At 74.8% G+C, this 18,591-nt stretch carries 19 protein-coding genes; 3 read left to right on the top strand and 16 right to left on the bottom strand.

From position 1 onward, the window contains the following. Window positions 1-4 precede the first annotated feature (4 nt). The 14 genes from ACQP03_RS17970 to ACQP03_RS17905 form a co-directional block, all read right to left on the bottom strand. Window positions 5-550, bottom strand: coding sequence for a phage tail protein (locus ACQP03_RS17970; RefSeq protein ID WP_357118251.1), 546 nt, complete (start codon window positions 548-550; stop codon window positions 5-7). Beyond that, complete coding sequence (locus ACQP03_RS17965; protein WP_433457615.1) at window positions 531-3,182, bottom strand: putative baseplate assembly protein; 2,652 nt, start codon at window positions 3,180-3,182, stop codon at window positions 531-533. Before ACQP03_RS17965 ends, ACQP03_RS17970 begins: the two co-directional genes overlap by 20 nt. Further along, window positions 3,179-3,610 carry a GPW/gp25 family protein gene (locus tag ACQP03_RS17960; RefSeq protein ID WP_355051213.1) on the bottom strand — a complete coding sequence of 144 codons (432 nt, stop codon included), beginning with the start codon at window positions 3,608-3,610 and terminating at the stop codon, window positions 3,179-3,181. The genes ACQP03_RS17965 and ACQP03_RS17960 overlap by 4 nt, the downstream gene beginning before the upstream one ends. Then, a complete protein-coding gene (locus ACQP03_RS17955) occupies window positions 3,607-3,945 on the bottom strand; it encodes a hypothetical protein (protein WP_357118257.1) in 339 nt (112 codons plus the stop codon). Before ACQP03_RS17955 ends, ACQP03_RS17960 begins: the two co-directional genes overlap by 4 nt. Continuing rightward, window positions 3,945-6,440, bottom strand: coding sequence for a contractile injection system protein, VgrG/Pvc8 family (locus ACQP03_RS17950; protein ID WP_433457612.1), 2,496 nt, complete (start codon window positions 6,438-6,440; stop codon window positions 3,945-3,947). The genes ACQP03_RS17955 and ACQP03_RS17950 overlap by 1 nt, the downstream gene beginning before the upstream one ends. Further along, entirely contained in the window at window positions 6,440-7,759 is a 1,320-nt protein-coding gene (locus ACQP03_RS17945) for a hypothetical protein (protein WP_433457610.1), read from the bottom strand. Before ACQP03_RS17945 ends, ACQP03_RS17950 begins: the two co-directional genes overlap by 1 nt. Further along, entirely contained in the window at window positions 7,734-8,216 is a 483-nt protein-coding gene (locus ACQP03_RS17940; protein ID WP_355051208.1) for a phage tail protein, read from the bottom strand. The genes ACQP03_RS17945 and ACQP03_RS17940 overlap by 26 nt, the downstream gene beginning before the upstream one ends. 1 nt (window position 8,217) lies before the next feature. Next, complete coding sequence (locus ACQP03_RS17935) at window positions 8,218-9,447, bottom strand: phage tail sheath family protein (RefSeq protein ID WP_357118271.1); 1,230 nt, start codon at window positions 9,445-9,447, stop codon at window positions 8,218-8,220. Between the two features lie 24 nt (window positions 9,448-9,471). Next, complete coding sequence (locus ACQP03_RS17930; RefSeq protein WP_433457607.1) at window positions 9,472-9,672, bottom strand: hypothetical protein; 201 nt, start codon at window positions 9,670-9,672, stop codon at window positions 9,472-9,474. After that, window positions 9,609-10,169 carry a hypothetical protein gene (locus ACQP03_RS17925; protein ID WP_433457605.1) on the bottom strand — a complete coding sequence of 187 codons (561 nt, stop codon included), beginning with the start codon at window positions 10,167-10,169 and terminating at the stop codon, window positions 9,609-9,611. The genes ACQP03_RS17930 and ACQP03_RS17925 overlap by 64 nt, the downstream gene beginning before the upstream one ends. Further along, complete coding sequence (locus ACQP03_RS17920; protein WP_357118277.1) at window positions 10,166-10,774, bottom strand: glycine zipper family protein; 609 nt, start codon at window positions 10,772-10,774, stop codon at window positions 10,166-10,168. Before ACQP03_RS17920 ends, ACQP03_RS17925 begins: the two co-directional genes overlap by 4 nt. A gap of 13 nt (window positions 10,775-10,787) precedes the next feature. Beyond that, window positions 10,788-11,123, bottom strand: a complete 336-nt coding sequence (locus tag ACQP03_RS17915; protein WP_357118280.1) for a hypothetical protein — start codon at window positions 11,121-11,123, stop codon at window positions 10,788-10,790. Window positions 11,124-11,271: 148 nt separating this feature from the next. After that, on the bottom strand, window positions 11,272-12,078 hold the full coding sequence (locus ACQP03_RS17910; RefSeq protein WP_357169881.1) for an LppM family (lipo)protein: 807 nt from the start codon (window positions 12,076-12,078) through the stop codon (window positions 11,272-11,274). Between the two features lie 158 nt (window positions 12,079-12,236). Continuing rightward, entirely contained in the window at window positions 12,237-13,400 is a 1,164-nt protein-coding gene (locus tag ACQP03_RS17905; protein WP_433457602.1) for an FAD-dependent oxidoreductase, read from the bottom strand. Window positions 13,401-13,467: 67 nt separating this feature from the next. On the opposite strand from ACQP03_RS17905, the gene ACQP03_RS17900 reads away from it, so the two are divergent. Both ACQP03_RS17900 and ACQP03_RS17895 read left to right on the top strand, forming a co-directional pair. Continuing rightward, window positions 13,468-14,097: a TetR/AcrR family transcriptional regulator gene (locus ACQP03_RS17900; RefSeq protein WP_357118290.1), complete on the top strand. Its 630-nt coding sequence runs from the start codon at window positions 13,468-13,470 to the stop codon at window positions 14,095-14,097. Window positions 14,098-14,256: 159 nt separating this feature from the next. After that, window positions 14,257-15,366 (top strand): FUSC family protein, encoded by a 1,110-nt coding sequence (locus tag ACQP03_RS17895; RefSeq protein ID WP_433457599.1) that lies wholly within the window; start codon window positions 14,257-14,259, stop codon window positions 15,364-15,366. A 13-nt stretch (window positions 15,367-15,379) separates the two neighbouring features. Here ACQP03_RS17895 and ACQP03_RS17890 read toward each other — a convergent pair whose 3' ends face one another. Together ACQP03_RS17890 and ACQP03_RS17885 are read right to left on the bottom strand one after the other, a co-directional pair. Next, entirely contained in the window at window positions 15,380-16,081 is a 702-nt protein-coding gene (locus ACQP03_RS17890; protein ID WP_433457597.1) for an alpha/beta hydrolase, read from the bottom strand. Between the two features lie 76 nt (window positions 16,082-16,157). Continuing rightward, window positions 16,158-17,147 carry a LacI family DNA-binding transcriptional regulator gene (locus tag ACQP03_RS17885; RefSeq protein ID WP_357169892.1) on the bottom strand — a complete coding sequence of 330 codons (990 nt, stop codon included), beginning with the start codon at window positions 17,145-17,147 and terminating at the stop codon, window positions 16,158-16,160. 163 nt (window positions 17,148-17,310) lie between these two features. Here ACQP03_RS17885 and ACQP03_RS17880 point away from each other — a divergent pair, with 163 nt between their 5' ends. Further along, window positions 17,311-18,579, top strand: coding sequence for an MFS transporter (locus tag ACQP03_RS17880; protein ID WP_357118302.1), 1,269 nt, complete (start codon window positions 17,311-17,313; stop codon window positions 18,577-18,579). Window positions 18,580-18,591 lie beyond the last annotated feature (12 nt).

The raw sequence follows: 18,591 nt of genomic DNA, 5'->3' as shown, positions 1-18,591 counted from the left end.
CTCCTTAAGCGGACGGTGCCGCGGTCGGCTGATCCGATGGTGGCGAGGCGGCGAGGACGACCTCGGCGGTGGTCGCCGCCGGCTTCTCCGCCTCGACGATGCGGGTGATCACGGCGAGGTGGTCGGCGGCGTCCGCCGGCACCCGCACCACGATGTGAAAGGGCCTCTCGTCGGGTTCGTCGATGGCGAAGCCGCTCACCCCGGTCGCCACCTCCAGGGCCCGTCGCATCCCGTACGGGGTGCCGCGCCACCGCGCCAGCAGCGCGCCGTGGGCCACCAGGTCCCGTAGCCGCCCGACCGGCAGGGGCAGCGGCGCGTCCGGTCGGTGCGACGCCACCACGTGGTCCATCGCCACCCAGCGGGTCAGGCGTACGACCATGTCCTCGGGGGCCCGGTACGGGTCGAACAGGGCGTCCACCTCGGCGAGGATCGCCTCGTCCGGGGCGTGCAGTCCCTCCATCACGTCCAGCAGCGCCCAGAGCACGCTGCCCGGCACGCATGCCCGCTGGTACGCGGCGGGCAGCAGCCGCTCAATCGCCGAGCGTCGCATCCTGGCGCACCACCTCGATGTCGTGCTCGCCGGAGCAGAGCAGCCACGTGTCCGGGACGGTCACCACGTCGGCGGTGGCCTGGTTGGCGCTGGCGGTCCAGGTGACCGTGTCGGCGCTGCGGTAGACGCCGCGCTCGCCGCAGGCCAGCACCAGCCGGTCCGCCGCCGGACCGCCCGCGCCGGAGGCCGCCGGACCGCCCGTGCCGACGGCCGCCGCGGCAGGGCCGCTCACGGCGACGGCGTCGACCGGCACGAACCGGGTCCGGTCGCGCAACGGCAGCCCGCAGTTGACCGAGACCGGTTGCCACTGCGGCTGGGCGGCCAGGGTGTCCAGCCGCAGCACCCCGCCGCTCTGCGTGGCGGCCACCGCCTGCTGGCCGGCGAACGCCAGATCCCGGCAGGTGCCGCCGATCCAGCCGGCCTGCACCGACTGCCATTTGACGTCGGACTCGAACAGCCGGGTGCGGTGACAGCCCTGACCGGGCTTCTTCGGGTCCGGCTCGCCCGCGCCGCTCCACAGCAGGGTGGCCGGGCCGTCGTACTGCACCGCGAGGACCCGGTTGTCCACGTTGGAGAGCCCGACGTGCGTGAAGCTGCCCGGCCGGCCGCCGGCCGTCGACAGGTACACCCCGAAGCTGGCCTGCGCCGCGACCGCCACGCCCGGCGCGCCGCGCTCGGAGACGAAGGCGCGGACCGCGTAGAAGCCCCGGTCGGCGTCGGAAGGGTCGACGAGGATCTGCAACGGCACCGCGCCGGGCAGCAGCGACACCTCGTACAGCCCGGTGTCGGTCGCGACCAGCAGCGCTCCCGCGCCGTCGCGGTCCAGCCACGCCACGTCGGAGATCCGCGAGTCCAGGTCGGTCAGCAGCGACCACGTCTCACCCAGGTCGGTGCTCAGTCGTACCCGGGAGCCGCCCGACTCGCGCACTGTCACCACGGCCACCGAGCCGGGACGCGCCACGATGCCGGGCCGCACCGGGGCGGGGGCGGGCGCGACCCGCAGCACCGTCTCGTCGTCGTCGAACCGGCCGGCCGGCTCCCAGCCCGAGCCCGCGTTGCTGGAGCGGAACAGCACCGGGCCACGCCCGGCGTACCAGGTGCGCGGCTGGTACGCGTCGACGGCGAGGGCGCGGACGTTGGCGTCGGGCGCCTCGTCGACCACGAACCGCACCGACTCGACGTACCGCACGCCCGGCTCGGCCTGCTCCAACAGCCGGTACACGTTGGACGCCCGCAGCGGCTCACCGAACGGCCACCCGCTCGGGTTGAGCGCGGTGGGCAGCGGGCTGAGCGTCTGGTGCAGCCGGTCGTGGATGCGCCGCCGGACCGCGTCCACGTCCTCCTCCCGCCGCACCACCACGCGGGCCCGCACCGACACCGCCTTGAACCGGGCCCAGCTCGCCCGCGAGCGGATACCGACCATCCGGCGCTGTTCCAGGTCCGCCTCGACGCGGCGGCGGGCCTCGGGCACCTCGTACTCGCGCAGCACCGCCACCGGCAGCCGGCCGCCCGGTCGGGCCGCCGGTGGCACGTACGGCACCAACACCACCTCGACCTCACCCGGGCGGGCGAAGCTGTAGACGGCCGAGCGGGTGAACGCGCGGGCCCGCGCTACCGCGCCCGAGCCGGTGGCCAGGACCTCGAAGTCGCGGGCGGTGACCGCGCGCTGCTGGGCGAAGAACTCGTACGGGCCGCGCAGCAGCACCGACTCCAACGCCTCCATCTCCCGGCCGCCGGCCGCCCGGGTGGGGTTGTCGACGCGTACCCCGGGCAGTGGATCGCGCAGGGTGGTCAGCGTGCCGGCGGCGACATTGCCGGCCGGACCGCCGCCGGCCCGGTACCAGAGGCGGACCTGCCGCCCGGCCGGGGGCACGGCGGCCACCGGCGTCGGCCCGGCGGTGCCGTCGGCGGACGGCCGCAGGTCCAGGGCCGGGGCGAAGGTGACGGTGCCCGAGCAGCGGTCCACCAGGTACGCCTTGGCCTGCGGGCCGAGCCCGGCGAAGCTGTCCACCGGTTGCCAGATCTCGAACGTGTGGCCCTCGTGCTCGCGGGCCGCCGCCCCCAGCTCCACCGAGCCGGTCGGCACCTCCACGCCGAGCAGCAGGTCCAGCGGCTCGGCGGTGTGGGCCAGGGGAGCGCGGGCCGCGCGCAGCACCTGCCCCGGCTGGCCGGTGCCGAGACCCAGCAGCTCCGCGTCCACCGGCTCGCAGTGGTGCATCCGGACGGTCACCGAGGACTCGCCGGCCGGCAGCGTCGCCGGCTCGGTCGTGACGAACACGACGGGCCGGGGGTCGGCGCCACGCGCCGCCGCGACCCGCAGCCCGGCCGGGATCCGCACCGCCGAGGTGTCGACGCCGGCCCGGCTGAACACCACGTCCGCCCAGGCCGCGGTGGGCGCGTGCCGCGCCACCCCGAGCAGGTTCAGGAACTGCACGTACGCCTTCTCCGGCAACTGGTTCAGCCGATAGATCATCACCTCGGTCAGGTGCGCGAACGCCTCCACCAGCGCCATGCCGGGGTCGTGCGCCGACAGGTCGGTCCAGCCGGGGCAGGACTGGCGGATCCGCTCGCGGGCCTCGGTGACGAGGTCGAGGAAACCTCGGTCGTCCAGGTGCGGCACGGGCAGCGTCATGACGATTCTCCCGGTTCGTCGTCGGCGGGGAGCAGATCCACGGAGAACACCAACTGACCGGGCGTCAGGCTGGCCCGCACCCGGTAGTCCAGCCGGATCACCAGCCGCCACGCGTCGTCCACGTCGGGCCCGGCGTCGACGTCGATGACCTCGACCCGGGGCTCCCAGCGGGCGATGGCCTGCCGCACGTAGTGGATCGCCAGCCCGGCCGTGGTGTCGTCGTTGGGCGCGAAGATCAGCCGGTGCAGCCGGGAGCCGTACCCGGGCCGCATCAGCCGCTCGCCGGGCGTCGTCGACAAGAGCAGGAACAGCGCCTGGCGTACGCTCTCGTCGCCCTCGGTCATGGCCAGCCCGCCGGCCGCGGTGAGCGCCAACCCGCCGCCCCGGCCGGCGTCGAAGCCGGCCCCGACGAAGCGGAACGCCCTCACCGGTCCGCCCCCAGGAAGCGCTGTCGGGGGTCGCGGACGGTGTGGTGGATCGCGTCCGGCGGTGTGCCGTCGGTGAACCCCTCCAGGTGCGAGAGCACCACCCGGCGTCCGTCGACGCGGAGCCAGTCGCTGTAGCCGACGCGGACGGTCAGCGTCTTCGCGCACGGTTTGATGGTCGGTCCGTAGTTCGGGCAGGCGACGATCTTCCGTCCCTCCGGGTCGTCGTCCACCAGCACCGGCACGGCGGTGACGGTCACCCACCGCTGCGACGGTTGGTTCTCGACCCGGCCGTCGTGGTCACAGGCGATCACCGAGTCGCGGTGGATCCAACGCATCAGCCGCCTCCTTCGTGGTGGGCGCGGGCGAGCGAACGGGCCTGCCGCGCCGCGGTGGTCGGGTCCTCGGTCGCCTCGGCATGCAGGAAGTCCACGCTGCGGGCGCGGACCACCATGGCCCGGCCCGGTGCGGAGATCACCAGGTCGGTCGCCGCGTGCAGGGTGGCCAGGTCGGGGGTGAGCTCCAGCCAACTGCCGCCCTCGGTGCCGAGCCGCAGGCTGCGCTGGACGTCGTCCACGACGATCGACTGTCCGCCGGCTGTGCGCAGCGTCCAGCGCCGGGCCCGACCGTCGTCGATGCCCGCGTCGTACGGCTCGACGGCCCCGAACAGCGAACCCAGCACGATGCCCGAGGCCGGCTCGCCGCCGGGCAGCACCACCAGCACGGTGTCGTCCGGATCGGGGAGCGCCACCAGACCCTTGCCACGTCCCGCACCCGGGCAGAGCACGCCGAGCCAACCGGCGTCCAGATCCCCGTACGCGGGCAGGGTCAGCCGTACCCGGCCCAACCCGTCCGGGTCGGCCACGTCGGTCACGGTGCCGAGGGTGACGACCGCGCCGGCGACCGCCGTCGGCGCCACGACCGGCGGCACGGTCGAGAACCGGGTGAGGTACCCCTCGCCGTCCACGGTGTGCACCACCTCGGTCAGCATGTACGCCCCCGCGAGAGGGTCGGGCACCCCGGCCAGGTCGATCCGCCGGCCCGGCCGCAGCGCCGGATCACCCTCGGCCACCCCCTCGGCGGTGGACAGGGCGGCAGCGCGCAGGTCCAGCCGCGCCTGAGCCAGCGCGGCCACCTCGTCGTCGCTGCGTCCCGGCTGGTCGACGGCGGTGCGGACCCCGTCGGCCCCCACGTCGGCCGGGTCCGGACGGTCACCGGACGGCCGACCGCAGCGCGCCTCGTCGGCCCGCTGGCTGATCGGCTCCGCCCGCTGCGGGTGCCACCCCAACGCGACGCTCGCGCCGCTGGCCTGGTCGGCGTTCGTGGACAACCGCAGGGCGTGCACACCCGCGCCGAGGGTCAGCGGGACCGGCTCACCGTAGCCGGCGAGGGTCACCAGTCGTACGCCGTCGCCGTCGGCGGCCAGGTGCAGCCCGGCCCGCCCGGCGACCTCGCAGAGCAGCTCCAGGTCACTGTGCCGGTGCTGGACCAACCGTTCCAGCCGCGGGCCGTCGTCCTCGGCCGCCACGGTCAGCCCCACCCCGCCGCACAGGTCCCGGGCCAGCTCCGCCGCCGTCACCGAGGTGAAGACCCGCAGGTCCTGCCGCTTGCGCAGCCGGTGCAGCGCGTCGTACGCCCGCAGCCGCAGCACGACCGCGCCATCAGCGGCGTACTCGACCTCCACGCAGGTCACCTCCCCGACGAACAGCGCGTCGGTGTGGTCGGCGAGCCGTACGACGAGGGTCGAGCCGGTGCGCACGGCCGGGTCGAGCGCCGCGGTGCCGGCCGCGGTCGCGAGCACCAGCTCGGCCTGGGTCGGCTGGTCGAGCCGGGCGGCCACCCGCAGCGAGCGGATCCGCTGGCGGGCCACGGCGTTCAGCTCGACGCCGTCGAGCAGAACGGTCAGCGCCCGGGGCGCGACGCTGGTCACGGCGTACCCCCGCGACTGGTGCGCCGCCGGTCGACGCGGTCCCGCTCGCGGCGGCCGTTCCGGTCGGGCCGGTCCCGCTCGCGGCGGCGATCGAGGCGGCCCAACTCGCGGCGGCGGCGATCGAGGCGTCCACGAACGACCCGCCGGCCCGCGCCATCGCGCCGAGCGTCGACTCCGGCGCGGAGCCGCCCGAGCCGACGGGGGCACCGCCAGGGTCGTACCGGCCGGCACCGCGAGCGGGTCGGTGATCCGGTTGTGTTCGGCCAGCAGCCGCCACCGCAGCGGCGAGCCGAGCGCGTCGTTGGCCAGCAGGTCGAAACGGACCCCGGCGTGGCCCGGCTCGGTGGCCCCGTCGCCGGCCGCGACCACGGCGCTGCCCGGCGCGGCCACCGGCGTACTCGCCACGGCAAGCTCCTCGGCGAAGCCGGCCTGCGCCTGGTCCGCGCTCTCGGCGGTCCGGACCAACTTCAGTCGCAGCCAGGAGCGCCGGGGCGAGCCGGTACCGGTGAACGCGTCGAACCGCTCGGCCACCGCCACGATCACGCCCGGCACGTTCCACGTCTTGCCCCAGACCAGCCGGACCAGCGGCGGACGCAGCCAGCCGTGCTCGACGTCCGAGTTCTCCGCCAGCATCCACAACGGTCGGGTCAGCATCCGTACGTCGGTGGGGCGCACCTGCGCCTGGACGAAGTCGACGTCGAAGAGCAGATCCAGCACCAACTCCGTACGGCCACCGCCGGTGAAGACCAGCGGGTCGTCGGCCAGACCGGAACCGGTGAGCTGCGCGCCGCCCGCACCGCGATGGCGTACGCCGGCGAGCCGGGTCACCTGCACGGTCTCCGGGTTGAGCAGGCAGTCCACCCGCTCCCCGGTGGAGTCGATGAGGAAGGCCACACGTTCCATCAGCCGCCCGCCTGCTCCCGGTCGAGCCGGCGCTCGTGGCCGGCGTCGAGCGCCGCGCCGGGCACCGTCCACAGCGGTCCGTCATCCGGTAGCGCCGGCCACGGGTCCACGTCGGGCGCGACGGCCGCCGACGGGAACGGCGCGCTGACCGGCCAGTGCCCGGCGCTGTCGACCTCGGCGGTGCCCGTCCGGTACCCCGGTTGAGCGTCCCACCGCCCGACCTCGCCGCCGCGCCGCCCATCGGCGTACGGGTTGTCGGCGCGTTGGTCGCGGTCCGGCCGGGTGTGCTGGCCGTGGTGCGGTGTGTCGTGCTGGTCGGGCCCCTCCGGCCCGCCGCGCCGACCCGTTGGTTGCTGGTCAGGAAGCCGGTTCGCGTGCTGCTCGGGCGACGGCTTGGAGCGTCCCCGGCGGTGGTGCTCTCCGAGTCGCCCGGCCCGTTGGTCGGGGAGCCGGTCGCGGTGCTGTTCGAGATGGTGGCCGGCGTGGGGCCGCCCCTCGGTGGGGTGCTCTCCGAGCCGGGCCGGCCTGACCGGCTCGTCCGGCAGAGCGGGCCAGGATGGTCCGTCCACCCTCCCGCCGCCGCGTCCGTGCCGCGCCGTCGTGGCGTCCAGAGTGGGTCGTCGAGAGGAAGCCCTTGCGGAGGTGTCGAAACCTTCGCCGGGTGGCACAGGTGTGGGGGGTAGCTGTGTCGCGGTGCCGGGGGTGGCGACCGTCTGCCCGGGGTGGGCGACACCGGGCGCTCGGAACGGCCTGCCGACGCTCGCCGCGCCGTCCCGTCCGTTCGCCGACGCTGCGCCGTCGGACCGGGCCGTCCCGCTCGACGATGCCGCGCCGTCCGGGATCGCTGGTCGAATCTTCGGGAGCCGTCGTTCGGATTCGCCGTCCGGGTGTCCGGGACCGTCCGGCCCGGGGCCAGGGTGGGCGTGATCACCAGCGCCAACCGGTCGGGCGCGCGGGTGCGGGTCGCCGGGTCGGCCGTGGGCGGCGGCGACCGGCCGGCCGGTCCGACCGGCGACCCGAGGGGACGCCGAGTCGACCGGGTCGCCCGAGCGGTCCTGCCGCCGCGATGGCGGGGTCTCGTCCCGCGTCGGCGCGGCCTGGTCGACGTCGAGGTCCAGCTCACGGAGCAGGCCGGGGGCGTGCGCGGCGACCAGGTCCACCCAGTGCTGCGGCGGCTCGCCGAGACGACGCGGCGGGTCCGCCGGACGTTCCGGCTCGGCGGTCGGGGTGTCGACGCGTCCGGCGAGGCGCTGCACCGCGCCGGCCACCGAGCGGAGGCGACCGGCCAGCCAGCTACGCGGGCGTCGGCGCGGCGGCACCGCCGGCCTCCAGTTCGAGGCCCTCGTAGCGCAGCGTCAGCGACGCGATGGCGATCTCGTGGCTCACCGTGTTGAGGTGCGCTCCGCGCCACCGGGTGGGCCACGCGTCGATCAGGTTCCAGCGCAGCACCTCGGCGGTGCCCGCCGCGTCGAGCAGCACCACCGACACGTTGCGGCGGTTGAGGGTGCCCTTGGCGGTGGCGTTCACCCAGTCCCACAGCTCACGGGACGCGGTGAGGCCGAAGTGCAGTGTCACCGGCTCGTACTCGGCCTGGCCGGGGACCATCCGCGTCGGTCCGGGGCCGTGCTCCCGGTACGGCTGCCCGGGGATGTTCACCTCCAGTCCGCTCATCTCGGTGAAGTGGCCGTTGGTGACGCCGTTGATGAGCAGCCGGAAGTTGTAGGCCCGGTACGGGTCGACGGGCGCGCCGGGCTGTGGGGTGGCGGGGGTGGCCATGTCAGCCTCCGATCGTCTCGGTCTCGGTGCCGCCGGCCCACTGGCTGAGCTTGAACACCACGAATTCGGCGGGCTTGACGACGGCGATGCCGATGTGGGCGATCACCATGCCGGCGTCGCGGACGTCCGGCGGGTTGGTCTCCTCGTCGCACTTGACGAAGAACGCCTCCTCGGGGCTGCGCCCCAGCAGCGCGCCGTCGCGCCACACCCGGGTGAGGAACGCCCCGATGTCGCGCCGGATCGAGCGCCAGAGGGTGAAGTCGTTCGGTTCGAAGACCATCCACCGGGTGCCGTTGGCGATGGCCTGTTCGATGGCGATGCTGAGCCGCCGGACGTTGAGGTAGCGCCACTCGCTGGCCTCGGCGGCGAGCGTACGGGCGCCCCAGACGCGGATGCCCTCGCCGGCGAAGTAGCGGATCACGTTGACGCCCTTGGGGTTGAGCACGTCGTGCTCGGGGCGGGTGACCCGGTAGCCGAGGTCGACTGCGCCCCGGACCGGTTCGTTGGCCGGCGCCTTGTGCACGCCGCGCAGGGCGTCGGTGCGGGCCCAGATGCCGGCCAGGTGCCCGCTCGGCGGGGTCAGTTCCAGCTCGCCGGTGATCGGGTCACGGACCTGCAGGTACGGGTAGTAGAACGCGGCGAACTCGGACTGCCGGGGCCGGTACGCCGGCGGTCCCTCCCCGCCGCCCGGACCAGCGGCAGGGCCCGCACCCTCGGCGGGTTTCGGCGGCTTGCCGGAGGACGGGGTGGCGACCCGGGTCAGCGCGGAGATGTCGTCGATGTCCGGGGCCGGGTCGCAGATCGCCACCATGGTGCGGGTCCGCTCGGCCATGCTGATCAGCGCGTCGTGGGACACCGGGTCGGAGAAGCCCGGAGCGGCGATGATGGAGATCTCGTCGACGGCCTCCAGCAGTTGCAGGCCGCCGCGTTGCTTGCCGGCGCCGGTGATCGCGCCGCCGTCGCCGACGTTGACCACCCAGCAGCGCGCGCCCCCGTTGTCCAGGAAACCGAAGACGGCCCGCGCGAGGGGGGTGCTCTCGACCTGGTCGCCGTCGGCGAAGAGCCGTAGGAACTCGGTCCAGTTGTTGACCGGTACGGCCTTGCCCAGGTGGGCGTCGCGGTTCGGGGCGACGCCGACGAACGCGGCGATGCTGGTGCTCACCGGTCCGATCGGTCGGGCGCCGCTGGGGACCTCCTCGACGTAGATGCCGGGGGAGAAGTAGCTGGGCATCGGTCCTCCTGTGTGGGGCGGGCGTCAGTGGGTCGGTGGCGCGCAGACGATGACGATGTCGTCGTCGTCCGCGTCCACGTCGGCGGTGAGCACGAGCCCGCGACCGCTCAGTCGCAGTCGTACCGGATGAGGGTGTTCGGGGTCGTGCGGGACCCCGGCGATCAGGAACCGGCCGTCGGGCCCGGTGCGGGTCGCGGACGCCGTGCCGGGCACCTCGACGCGCATGGCGGCGAGGGGCTGGTCCTGCGGGCCGACGACCCGGCCGGCGAGCGCGCGCACCGCGACCTGACGCAGCCGCAGCGGCTGCAGGACCGGGGCGCGGCCGGTGTCGGGTGGTCCACCTGAGCCGGTACGTCGATCAGCAGCGCCGGGCGGGGCGCGGCGTCCAGCGCGTGCCACAGCGCCGCCGCTCCGGCCTCCAGCACCACCGGGTAGCGGCCGTCCCGGGTCGTGGCGGCGAGCACCCGGTCCAGCACGGCGAGCCCGGCCGGACCGGCCACGCTGAGCAGGTAGCGGACCGTGAACCGGTACGGCTCGCGGACCGCGCCGCTGGAGCGGGTCTGCTGGGCCGGGCGCAGTTCGAGGGGCCACAGGGTCAGCCCGTCGGCGTCGCCACCCGCGCGGGGTGGACCGATCGGGACGGGTTCCCCCGCCGCGCCGGTCAGCCATTCGACCAGCTCGGCGGTGGCCGTCTCGATCGGTCCGCGCCCGTCAACGGTCATCGCGGCGGCGTCCCCTGGATGCGGTACGCGATGGCCTCGTTCCACACGTGCGGGTAGACGCCGATCTCGAAGTAGCGGGTGAACCGGTTGATCGGCGCGTTGGTGTGGTCGTGGTAGATCAGCCAGATCGGCGCGATGGTGAAGAGCGCGTAGTTCGCCAGCACCAGCGGGATGTACAGCGGTCCGAGCAGTCGCGCCTGGAAGATGTGCACGTCCTCGTGGCGTTGGATGCCGGAGTTGGAGCCCGCGCAGACGGTGCCGATGGTGGTGGCGTAGCGCGGGGAGACCCCCTGCACCACGCAGACCCGGCCGCTGGCGGCCGACGTGGGCCGGTCCAACGAGTGCCCGAAGACGAGGTGCACGACCAGGTAGACGGCCCCGACCACCGTGTTGAGCAGGCTCCACGTGTGGTCGACGACGAAGAGGACGATGCCGCGGGCGTCCGGGGCGTACACCCCGGCGGAGGTGACCGCCCAGCCGAACACGGCCCCGACCAGCAGGCCCACGACGGCCCCGACGAGCAGGCCGATCGGCCCGCCGGCCAGGAGGCCGAGGACCGCGCCGGCAGCCATCTGGATCACCGCGCTGAGGATTCCGAAGATCATGTCGTCACCCCCCTCAGACCCAGGAGCGGAAGACGCGGGGCTCGCGACCGCTCGCGAGTTGGGTGGGTGTCGCCTGGCGGTTGCCGGGCGGGAACTGGTTGACGCCGAGCGCGGCGGAGAAGATGACCAGCGCGTTGAAGAACGCGATGACCCACTTCTCGCCGCCGACCTCGTCGGCGAACACCGCCGAGAGGTAGGACAGCAGCAGGGCGATGGCGATGGCGATCCACTTGCGCAGCTTGTCGCCGCTCGGACCGATCAACCCGCCGATGACGTTGGTGGCCAGCAGGGTGGCGGCGCTCGCTCCGGCGAGACTGCCCAGGGCTGCCCAGGTGAAGAGATCGTTCACGGCGATCCCCCCTTTTCTGCAGTGGTGCGACCGGGATGTGGTGGTGGTGAGGCCGGCGCTCCCGCGCGGGGAGCACCGACGCCGGTCGCCGCCGTCGCGGGGCGGCCGGAGCGGGGACGCGGCCGGCGGAGGCCGGCCACCGGATGCGTCAGCCGGGCCCGGGCGCGCCGGCGGGCGGCCCCGGCGGGGTCGGGCCGGGCGCGGTCGGGTCGGTCGCGGTCGGACCGGCTGCCGCCGGCGCCGTCGAGCGACGGCGACGCAACAGGAGTACGGCCACAGCGGTGAGGACGAGCAGCAGGAGCACGCCGCCGACGACCAGCAGCCACGGGAAACCACCCGAGTCGGTGTCGGCGGCTGCCGGCGAGGCCGAGGGGCGCGGCGGCGCCTCGGCGACGGCGCGCAGTTCCATCGGCTTGTCCTGGTTGGCGTCGACCTTCCAGGTGACCGATCGACCGTTGACGGTGCCATTGGTGTCGATCACCCGTCCGGGAAAGGTCACCGAGATCTCGAACGACATCAGCTTGAGGAAGGCCTGCTGCTGTTGCGGATTCTGCTGGGCGGCTTTCCCGCCGTATTTCTTCGGATCCAGCGGTAACGTGAAACGGTAGAAGTCGCCGTCCCGGACCAGTTTGACGCTCTCGCTGTCGAAGCCGGCCAGCGGCGCCTTGCGATAATTGATCTGTGCGCCGAAGAGCTTGCTGTCCTCGTAGCCGGTCTCCTCGCCGGGAGGCAGCGCCGGAATGTTCTTCCGCAGCTCGGCGAACGCGGCCGGGATGTTCTTGTTCTGGGAGCTCAGCACCGACTTCTGGGCGGTCAGCAGCAACTGCCCGTCGACCGTGTCGTCGGCGTTCACGGTGAGCCCCATGTTGAGTTGCATGCAGCCGCTCAACGCGACGAGAAGAAGGAGGCACACCGCGACGCGGAGTGCCCTACCGCGGTTGACGCTCCTGTTCATGCGCTCAGTGTGTGTGATCCAATTCACCACGAGCAGTCAGCGATTGGTCACAAGGTAGTCGCCGATTGTACCGGCGCACTGTCGTATTTGGCCGAGGCGGAGAGCGGCCCCGAAGAATAGACTGAAGCTTTGCGCCGCCGGCCGGAATGGCGGGCGACTCAGCCCTGCGGTGGCCGCCAGTCGACGCACCAGGTCATGCTCCGCAGCGTGACGCTGGCCGGGACGAGGCGCAGCGCGGCGGTACGGGCCGCGAGGGCGAGAGGGTTCCGCAGTTGCTGGCCGTACCGCCCGGCGCGCAGGGACGCGCGGGCGATGGCCTGGGTGCGGGGGCGACGCTGCTCGTCGTACGCCGCCAGGGCGGCCGGCAACCCCTGCGCGCCCCCGGCGCAGGCCGCGCCGAGCACCACCGCGTCCTCGATGGCCTGGCCGGCGCCCTGCCCGAGGTTCGGCGTCATCGCGTGGGCCGCGTCGCCGAGCAGCGCCACCCGTCCCCGCACGTAGGACGGCAGCGCCGTGGCCAGGTGGTGGATGTCGTTGCGGAGAACCACTTTGGGTGGGGTGGCCGCCAGCAGCGCGGGGATGGGGTCGTGCCACGTGCCGAAGTGCTCCCGAACCGCCGCCAGCTCGTCCGGGGCGTGGCCGCCGGGCGGGGCGTTGCGGGCCGCGTACCAGTAGAGCCAGCCGTCGCCGATCGGCACCATGCCGAACTCGGCGGCCGGGCCCCAGGTGATCGCCGTCGGGATCGGCTCCGGGAACGCGATGGCGGCCCGCCAGGCCGTCGAGCCCGCGTACACCGGGGCGGGAATCTCCGGCCAGAGCTGGGCGCGCAGCCGGCTGCGCAGGCCGTCGGCACCGACCACCAGGTCGGCGTGGAGGGTTCGCGGGCCGTCGGGCCCGCGGTAGCGCACCGTCGCGTGGTCGGAGTCGGAGTCGATGTGCTCGACCTCGGTCCCGGTGTGCAGCGACGACGCGGGCAGCGCCTCGCGCAGGATGCGGTGCAGGGTGGCCCGGTGGACGCCGAGCGCGCTGGTGCCAAGCTGTCGGACCATCTCTGCCGCGTCCATGCGGGACAGCCACCGGCCCCGCCGGTCGCGGACCCCGCCGGGGGCCTCGGCGTGTGCGTTGGACCGCAGGGCAGAGCTGAGGCCGAGGGCGTCCAGGGCGCGTAGCGCGTTGGCCATCAGGCTCAACCCGGCGCCCACCTCGCGCAGTTCGGGGGCGCGTTCCAGGACGGTGACCCGCCAGTCACGCCGGTGCAGGGCGAGCGCCGCGCTCAGCCCTCCGATGCCCCCGCCGACCACCACCGCGTGTGGCTCGTCCATGTCGTCCACCCTTCTACACCTGTAGAAGGGGGATACTACCTGCGCACCGCGCAGAGGAGGAACCCCGTTGAACGCCCGCGCCCACCGGATCGCGCTGTTGACCGACGCGGCCATCGAGCTGATCGCCGACGGCGGCATGCGGGCGCTCACCCACCGGGCCGTCGACGCCCGCGCCGAGCTGCCGCCCGGCACCACCTCGGCGTACCTGCGCACCCGCCAGGCGCTGATCGAGGCGGTGGTGCGGCGCCTCGTCGAGCGTGACCGGGCCGACCTGGCCGCGTACGACCTGCCGACCGAGCCGCCCGCCCCGCAGGCGGGCCCCCGCCTGGACGGCGACGACCTCGACCAGCTCGCCGCCGGGGTGGCCGAGGTGCTCGACCGCTGGCTGGGCGTCGGACGCAGCCGTACCCTGACCCGCTACGCCTGCCTGCTGGAGGCGGTGCACCGCCCCGAACTACGCGGCATCCTGCGACACGGCATCGGCATCCGGGCCCAGTCCCGCGATCTGCTGACCCGCGCCGGCGCCACCGACCCGGACCGGCAGGGCGACCAGTTCGTCGCGTACGTCGACGGGCTCCTCTTCGACCGGCTGGTCGGCGCGGGAGCGCTCACCGCCCCGACCCCCGGCACCCCGGACAGCCGCGCCGATCTCGCGGACGCCGTCCGTACGCTGCTGCGCGCCCTGACCGGGAGGTGACCGGAGCCGGTGATCGCGCGCCGGACGCGACGGCGGCCGACGGGCGGCCCGGTCGGCGGCTCCGCCGGCCGATGGTGGACGATCGCGGAGGGCGAGCCGGCGGACGCCGGTGATCGCTGACGGCCGCACAACGCGTCGGTCGACCGGTGGGAGGTGCCGATGGCGTGGTTCGCAGGCCACCGGTTGCGGCAGGGGTGGCGGCCGGTGCTGGAGGCGACCGTCGCGGCGACCGTGGCCTGGCTGCTCGCCACCCGCCTGCTCGGGCATCCGCAGCCGTTCTTCGCGCCGGCCGCCGCGCTGATCGTCCTCGGTCAGGCCCGTGGGCAGCGCATCCGGCGGGCCGTCGAGGTCGTGCTCGGGGTGGCCGCCGGGGTGCTCGTCGCGGACCTGGTCGTGCAGGCGCTGGGCCCCGGCAGCACCTGGACGGTCTGCACGGTCATCCTGCTCACCGTCCTGCTCGCGGTCGCCTTCGGGGCCACCGGCGTCACCCTCGTACAGGCCGCCGTCTCCGCGCTCTACCTGGTGGTGGTCGCGCCGCCGGACGGGTCGCTGGTGCCGTTCCGCTTCGTCGACGCGCTGATCGGCGGCGCGGTGGCGCTCGCCGTCAGCCTGCTCGTCGACGCCCGGCACCCGCTCGCGCCGCTCGTCGTCGAGGTGCGGCGCACGTTCGACGAGCTGGCCGGCCTGCTGGGCGGGATCGCCGACGCGCTGGACGGGCGCGACGAGCCGGCGGCGGTGGCCGCCCTGGCGCGCGCCCGGGGCATGGACGCCCGGGTCGACGGGCTGCGGGACGGCGTGCTGGCCGCCGGCGAGGCGCTGCGGCTCAACGTGCGCCGACGCCGACACATCGGCCGGTTGCGGTCGGTGGACGAGTCGGTCCGGCAGATCGACTACGTGGTCCGCAACGTCCGGGTGCTGGCCCGCGCGGGCGTGACGCTCAGTCGACTCGGGACCTCCACCCCGCCCGAGCTGGGCGACGCGCTGCGCTGCCTGGTGGAGGCGGTCCGGGAGGCCGGCGCGGCGCTCGCCGCCGACCTGGACGGGCAGGAGGAGGTCGCCGACCGGCACGCCCTGCGGGCGGACGAGGCGGCGCTGGCGGCCGTCCGTACCGCGGGGCAGCTCTTCGGGTCGACCCAGACCCTCCCCCTCGCCATGATCATCGGCCAGGTCCGGGCGACGGCGATCGACCTGCTGCGGGGCGTGCATCCCGACGACGACGTCGCCGTCCTGGCCCGCGTGGACGCGGCCCTCGGCCTACCCGCCGTCTGACCGACACCGGGGGTCACCCGGTGAGCCACCCGGTGGCCCTCGCCCGGATCTCCGCGGGCAGCTCATGGCCGCCGGTGAACTCCTCGTAGGTGACGTCGTAGCCGATTCCGCGCAGGTGCGGCACGAAGCGGCGGCTGCACACGTCGACGGGCAGCACCGGGTCGTCCACCCCGTGCGAGACGAAGATCCGTGGTCGCCCACGGACGACCGGCGGCGCGGCGAAGCCGGGGGAGAAGGCCAGCACCGCGTCGACCAGGTCGCCGTTGGCCAGGCCCAGCGAGAGCGCGTACGAGGCTCCGTCGGAGAAATCGCCGAGCGTCACACCCTGTACGGGGTAGCCGTCGAACGCGCTGGCCAGCAACGCGTCGATGTGCCCGACGTCCACCCCGAGGCCACCGGCGATCAGGTCCCAACTGGTCGCCGACGACTGCGGGGCGATCAGCAGCAGGTGCTGCGCGTCCGCCTCCGCGAGCAGCAGGTCCAGTCCGTGCCGCGCGGAACCACCCGCCCCGTGCAGGAGCACCACCAGCCGGTACGCGGCCCCGTCGGCGGCCGGCTCCGGCACGTACGCCATCGCGGGCCGACCACCGTCACCGCCGGGCAGCGGCACGATGCCGCTCGGCCCGGTCACCACCGGCGGGTGTGGGCGGGTGGTCAACCGGCCGTGCCGGTGACCCTGCGCGGGCGCCCGGCTCGGCGGCACGGGGTCGGACACGGGCCACCAACTCCTCGCGGTCGACGAGAGGTGCGAGGCGGTTACCCGGCCGGCCGCCGGTTAACCGGGCGGCCGCTCAGGCGCTGTCCCGGGCCACCAGGTCGGACGGGAAGAGCGTCACCGGCGCTCCCGGGCGACCGGCCAGCACGGCGGCGGCCGCCGCGGCGGCGATCCGGCCCACGGGGTGGCTCGCGGTGGTCAGCGCCGGCGCGGTCATGCCGGCCAGCGGGATGTCGTCGAAGCCGGCCACCGCGACGTCACCGGGCACCCGGACGCCGTCCTCGCGCAGCTCCGCGATCACGCCCAGGGCCGTCTCGTCGCTGATCGCGTAGATCGCGTCGACGTCCGGCCAGCGCCGCAGCGCCTCGCCGGCCGCCTCCCGGCCCCGCGCCGCCGTGAAGTCCCCCCGCACGACCCGCTCCGGCAGGCCGGCCTCGCGCATCAGGTGCCGGTACGCCCGCACCGGCCGCTGCGCGCACGGCAGCCACCGTGGACCGGTCACCATGGCGATCCGGCGGCGGCCCGTGCCGTACAGGTGGCGTAACACCGCGCCCGCGCCGGTGGTGTTGTCGACGTCGAACGACGGCACTGTGGCCGAGCCGATGCCGATCGAGGCGATCCGGCCGTGCAGCGCCCGGGGTACGGCCGCCAGCAGGTCCTCGGTGGTGTTGACCAGCACGACCCCGCACACGCTGCGGTCGGCGGCGAGCTGGTCGAGGCCGCGCGGGTCACCCAGCGGCAGCCAGTGCAGGGCCACCCCGACGCCGGCCGGCGCGCACACCCGGGCGGCCGAGCCGACCACGCGGTCCACGTACGGGTCGTCCAGCACGGCCGCGCTGGTGCCCAGGGCGGCCACCACCAGCCGTACGCCGCCGCCGCGGACCAGTGCGCGCGCGGCCGGGTTGGGCACGTAGCCGAGCTGGTCGGCGGCCGTCACCACCCGTGCCCGGGCGGCCGGCGAGGCGAACCCGGTGCCGGCGATCACCCGCGAGGCGGTGGACCGGGACACTCCGGCGGCCCGGGCGACGTCCTCCAGGGTGGCTGGGCGCGGTGCCGCTGCCGTCATCGTGTCCTCCCCGACGACGCCCGCCCCCGGCGGGCGTGCGCCTGCCAGCCATCATCCCCCGAGCTGCGGGCCTGCGGTAAGGGGCGGGGCCCGCTTGTGGTGGTAGCGCTCTCAGGTGTGCGATCGTGCCAGGAGATCACCCCCCAGGAAGAGGACCACCCCCTTGAGTGCCCCCACCAGTCCCGCCGTCGCCCCGGACGCCGCCGCGCCGACGCGGGCCATCGTGCTCGCCCGCAACGGTGTCGCCCTGACCTTCACCCTGAACGGCCTGGCCGTCGGTAGCTGGTTCTCCCGGGTGCCGGCCGTCCGGGAGGCGCTGGATCTGTCCGCCGGCCGCCTCGGGCTGCTGTTGCTCGCGTTGAGCGTCGGCGCGCTGCTCGCCATGCCGACGTCCGGGCTGCTCGCCCAGCGCCTCGGCTCCGCCCGCACGGTGACCCTCGCCACCGTGCTGGTCGCGGTGGGCCTGATCGTGGCCGGGTTGGGCGCGACGGTCGCCGGGTCGGCCGCCGTCGTCGCGCTGGGGATGGTCGCCTTCGGCTACGGCTCCGGCGCGTGTGACGTGGCGATGAACGTCGAGGGCGCGGCGGTGGAGCGTCGGTTGGGGCGTACCGTCATGCCCCGTTTCCACGCGGCCTGGAGCCTCGGGTCGGTGGCCGGCGCGGGCGTCGGCGCCGGCGCGGCCCGCCTGGACGTGCCGGTGGGCGCGCACCTCGCCGTGGTGGCCGTGGTGGTCCTGGTCGGCACCGTCTTCGCGTCCCGGGCGTACCTGCCCCAGCCCGCCGTGGACGCGGCCAACGGGCCGACGGACACCACCCCGGCCGGTCGTCGGCGGGCCCAGCTCGCCGCCTGGCGCGAGCCGCGCACCCTGCTGATCGGGCTGTTCGTGCTGGTGGCGGCCTTCACCGAGGGCAGCGCCAACGACTGGCTGGCGGTCGCGTTCGTGGACGGCCGGGACCTGAGCGAGGCGGCCGGCGCGGCGGTCTTCGGCGTGTTCGTCGTCGGCATGACCCTCGGTCGCACCGCCGGCACGGTCGCGCTGGACCGTTGGGGGCGGGTGCCGGTCCTCACCGGCACCGTCCTGCTCGCCGCCGCCGGCGCGACGTTGGCCGTGTTGGCCGGCTCGGGACCGGTGGCCATCGTCGGTGTCGCGCTGTGGGGGATCGGCGCGTCACTCGGCTTCCCCGTCGGCATGAGCGCGGCGGCCGACGAGGAGGCGCACGCGGCGGTACGGGTCAGCGTCGTCGCCGTGATCGGCTACACGGCCTTCCTGGGTGGCCCGCCGCTGCTGGGGCTGCTCGGCGACCACGTCGGCGTCCTGCGGGCGCTGCTGGTGGTGCCGTTGCTGCTCCTGCCGACGTTGGCGCTGGTGCCGGCGCTGCGTCCGCCGCGCGCCGCCGACCGGGAGCAGTCGTCGGCAGCACAACAAAACTAGCCCGGATCAGGG

The organism is Micromonospora sp. CA-248212 (assembly GCF_050948405.1).
Classification (GTDB): Bacteria; Actinomycetota; Actinomycetes; order Mycobacteriales; family Micromonosporaceae; genus Micromonospora.
The sequence above is the reverse complement of the archived record's forward strand: the minus strand, read 5'-3'. Positions and strand labels throughout refer to the sequence as shown.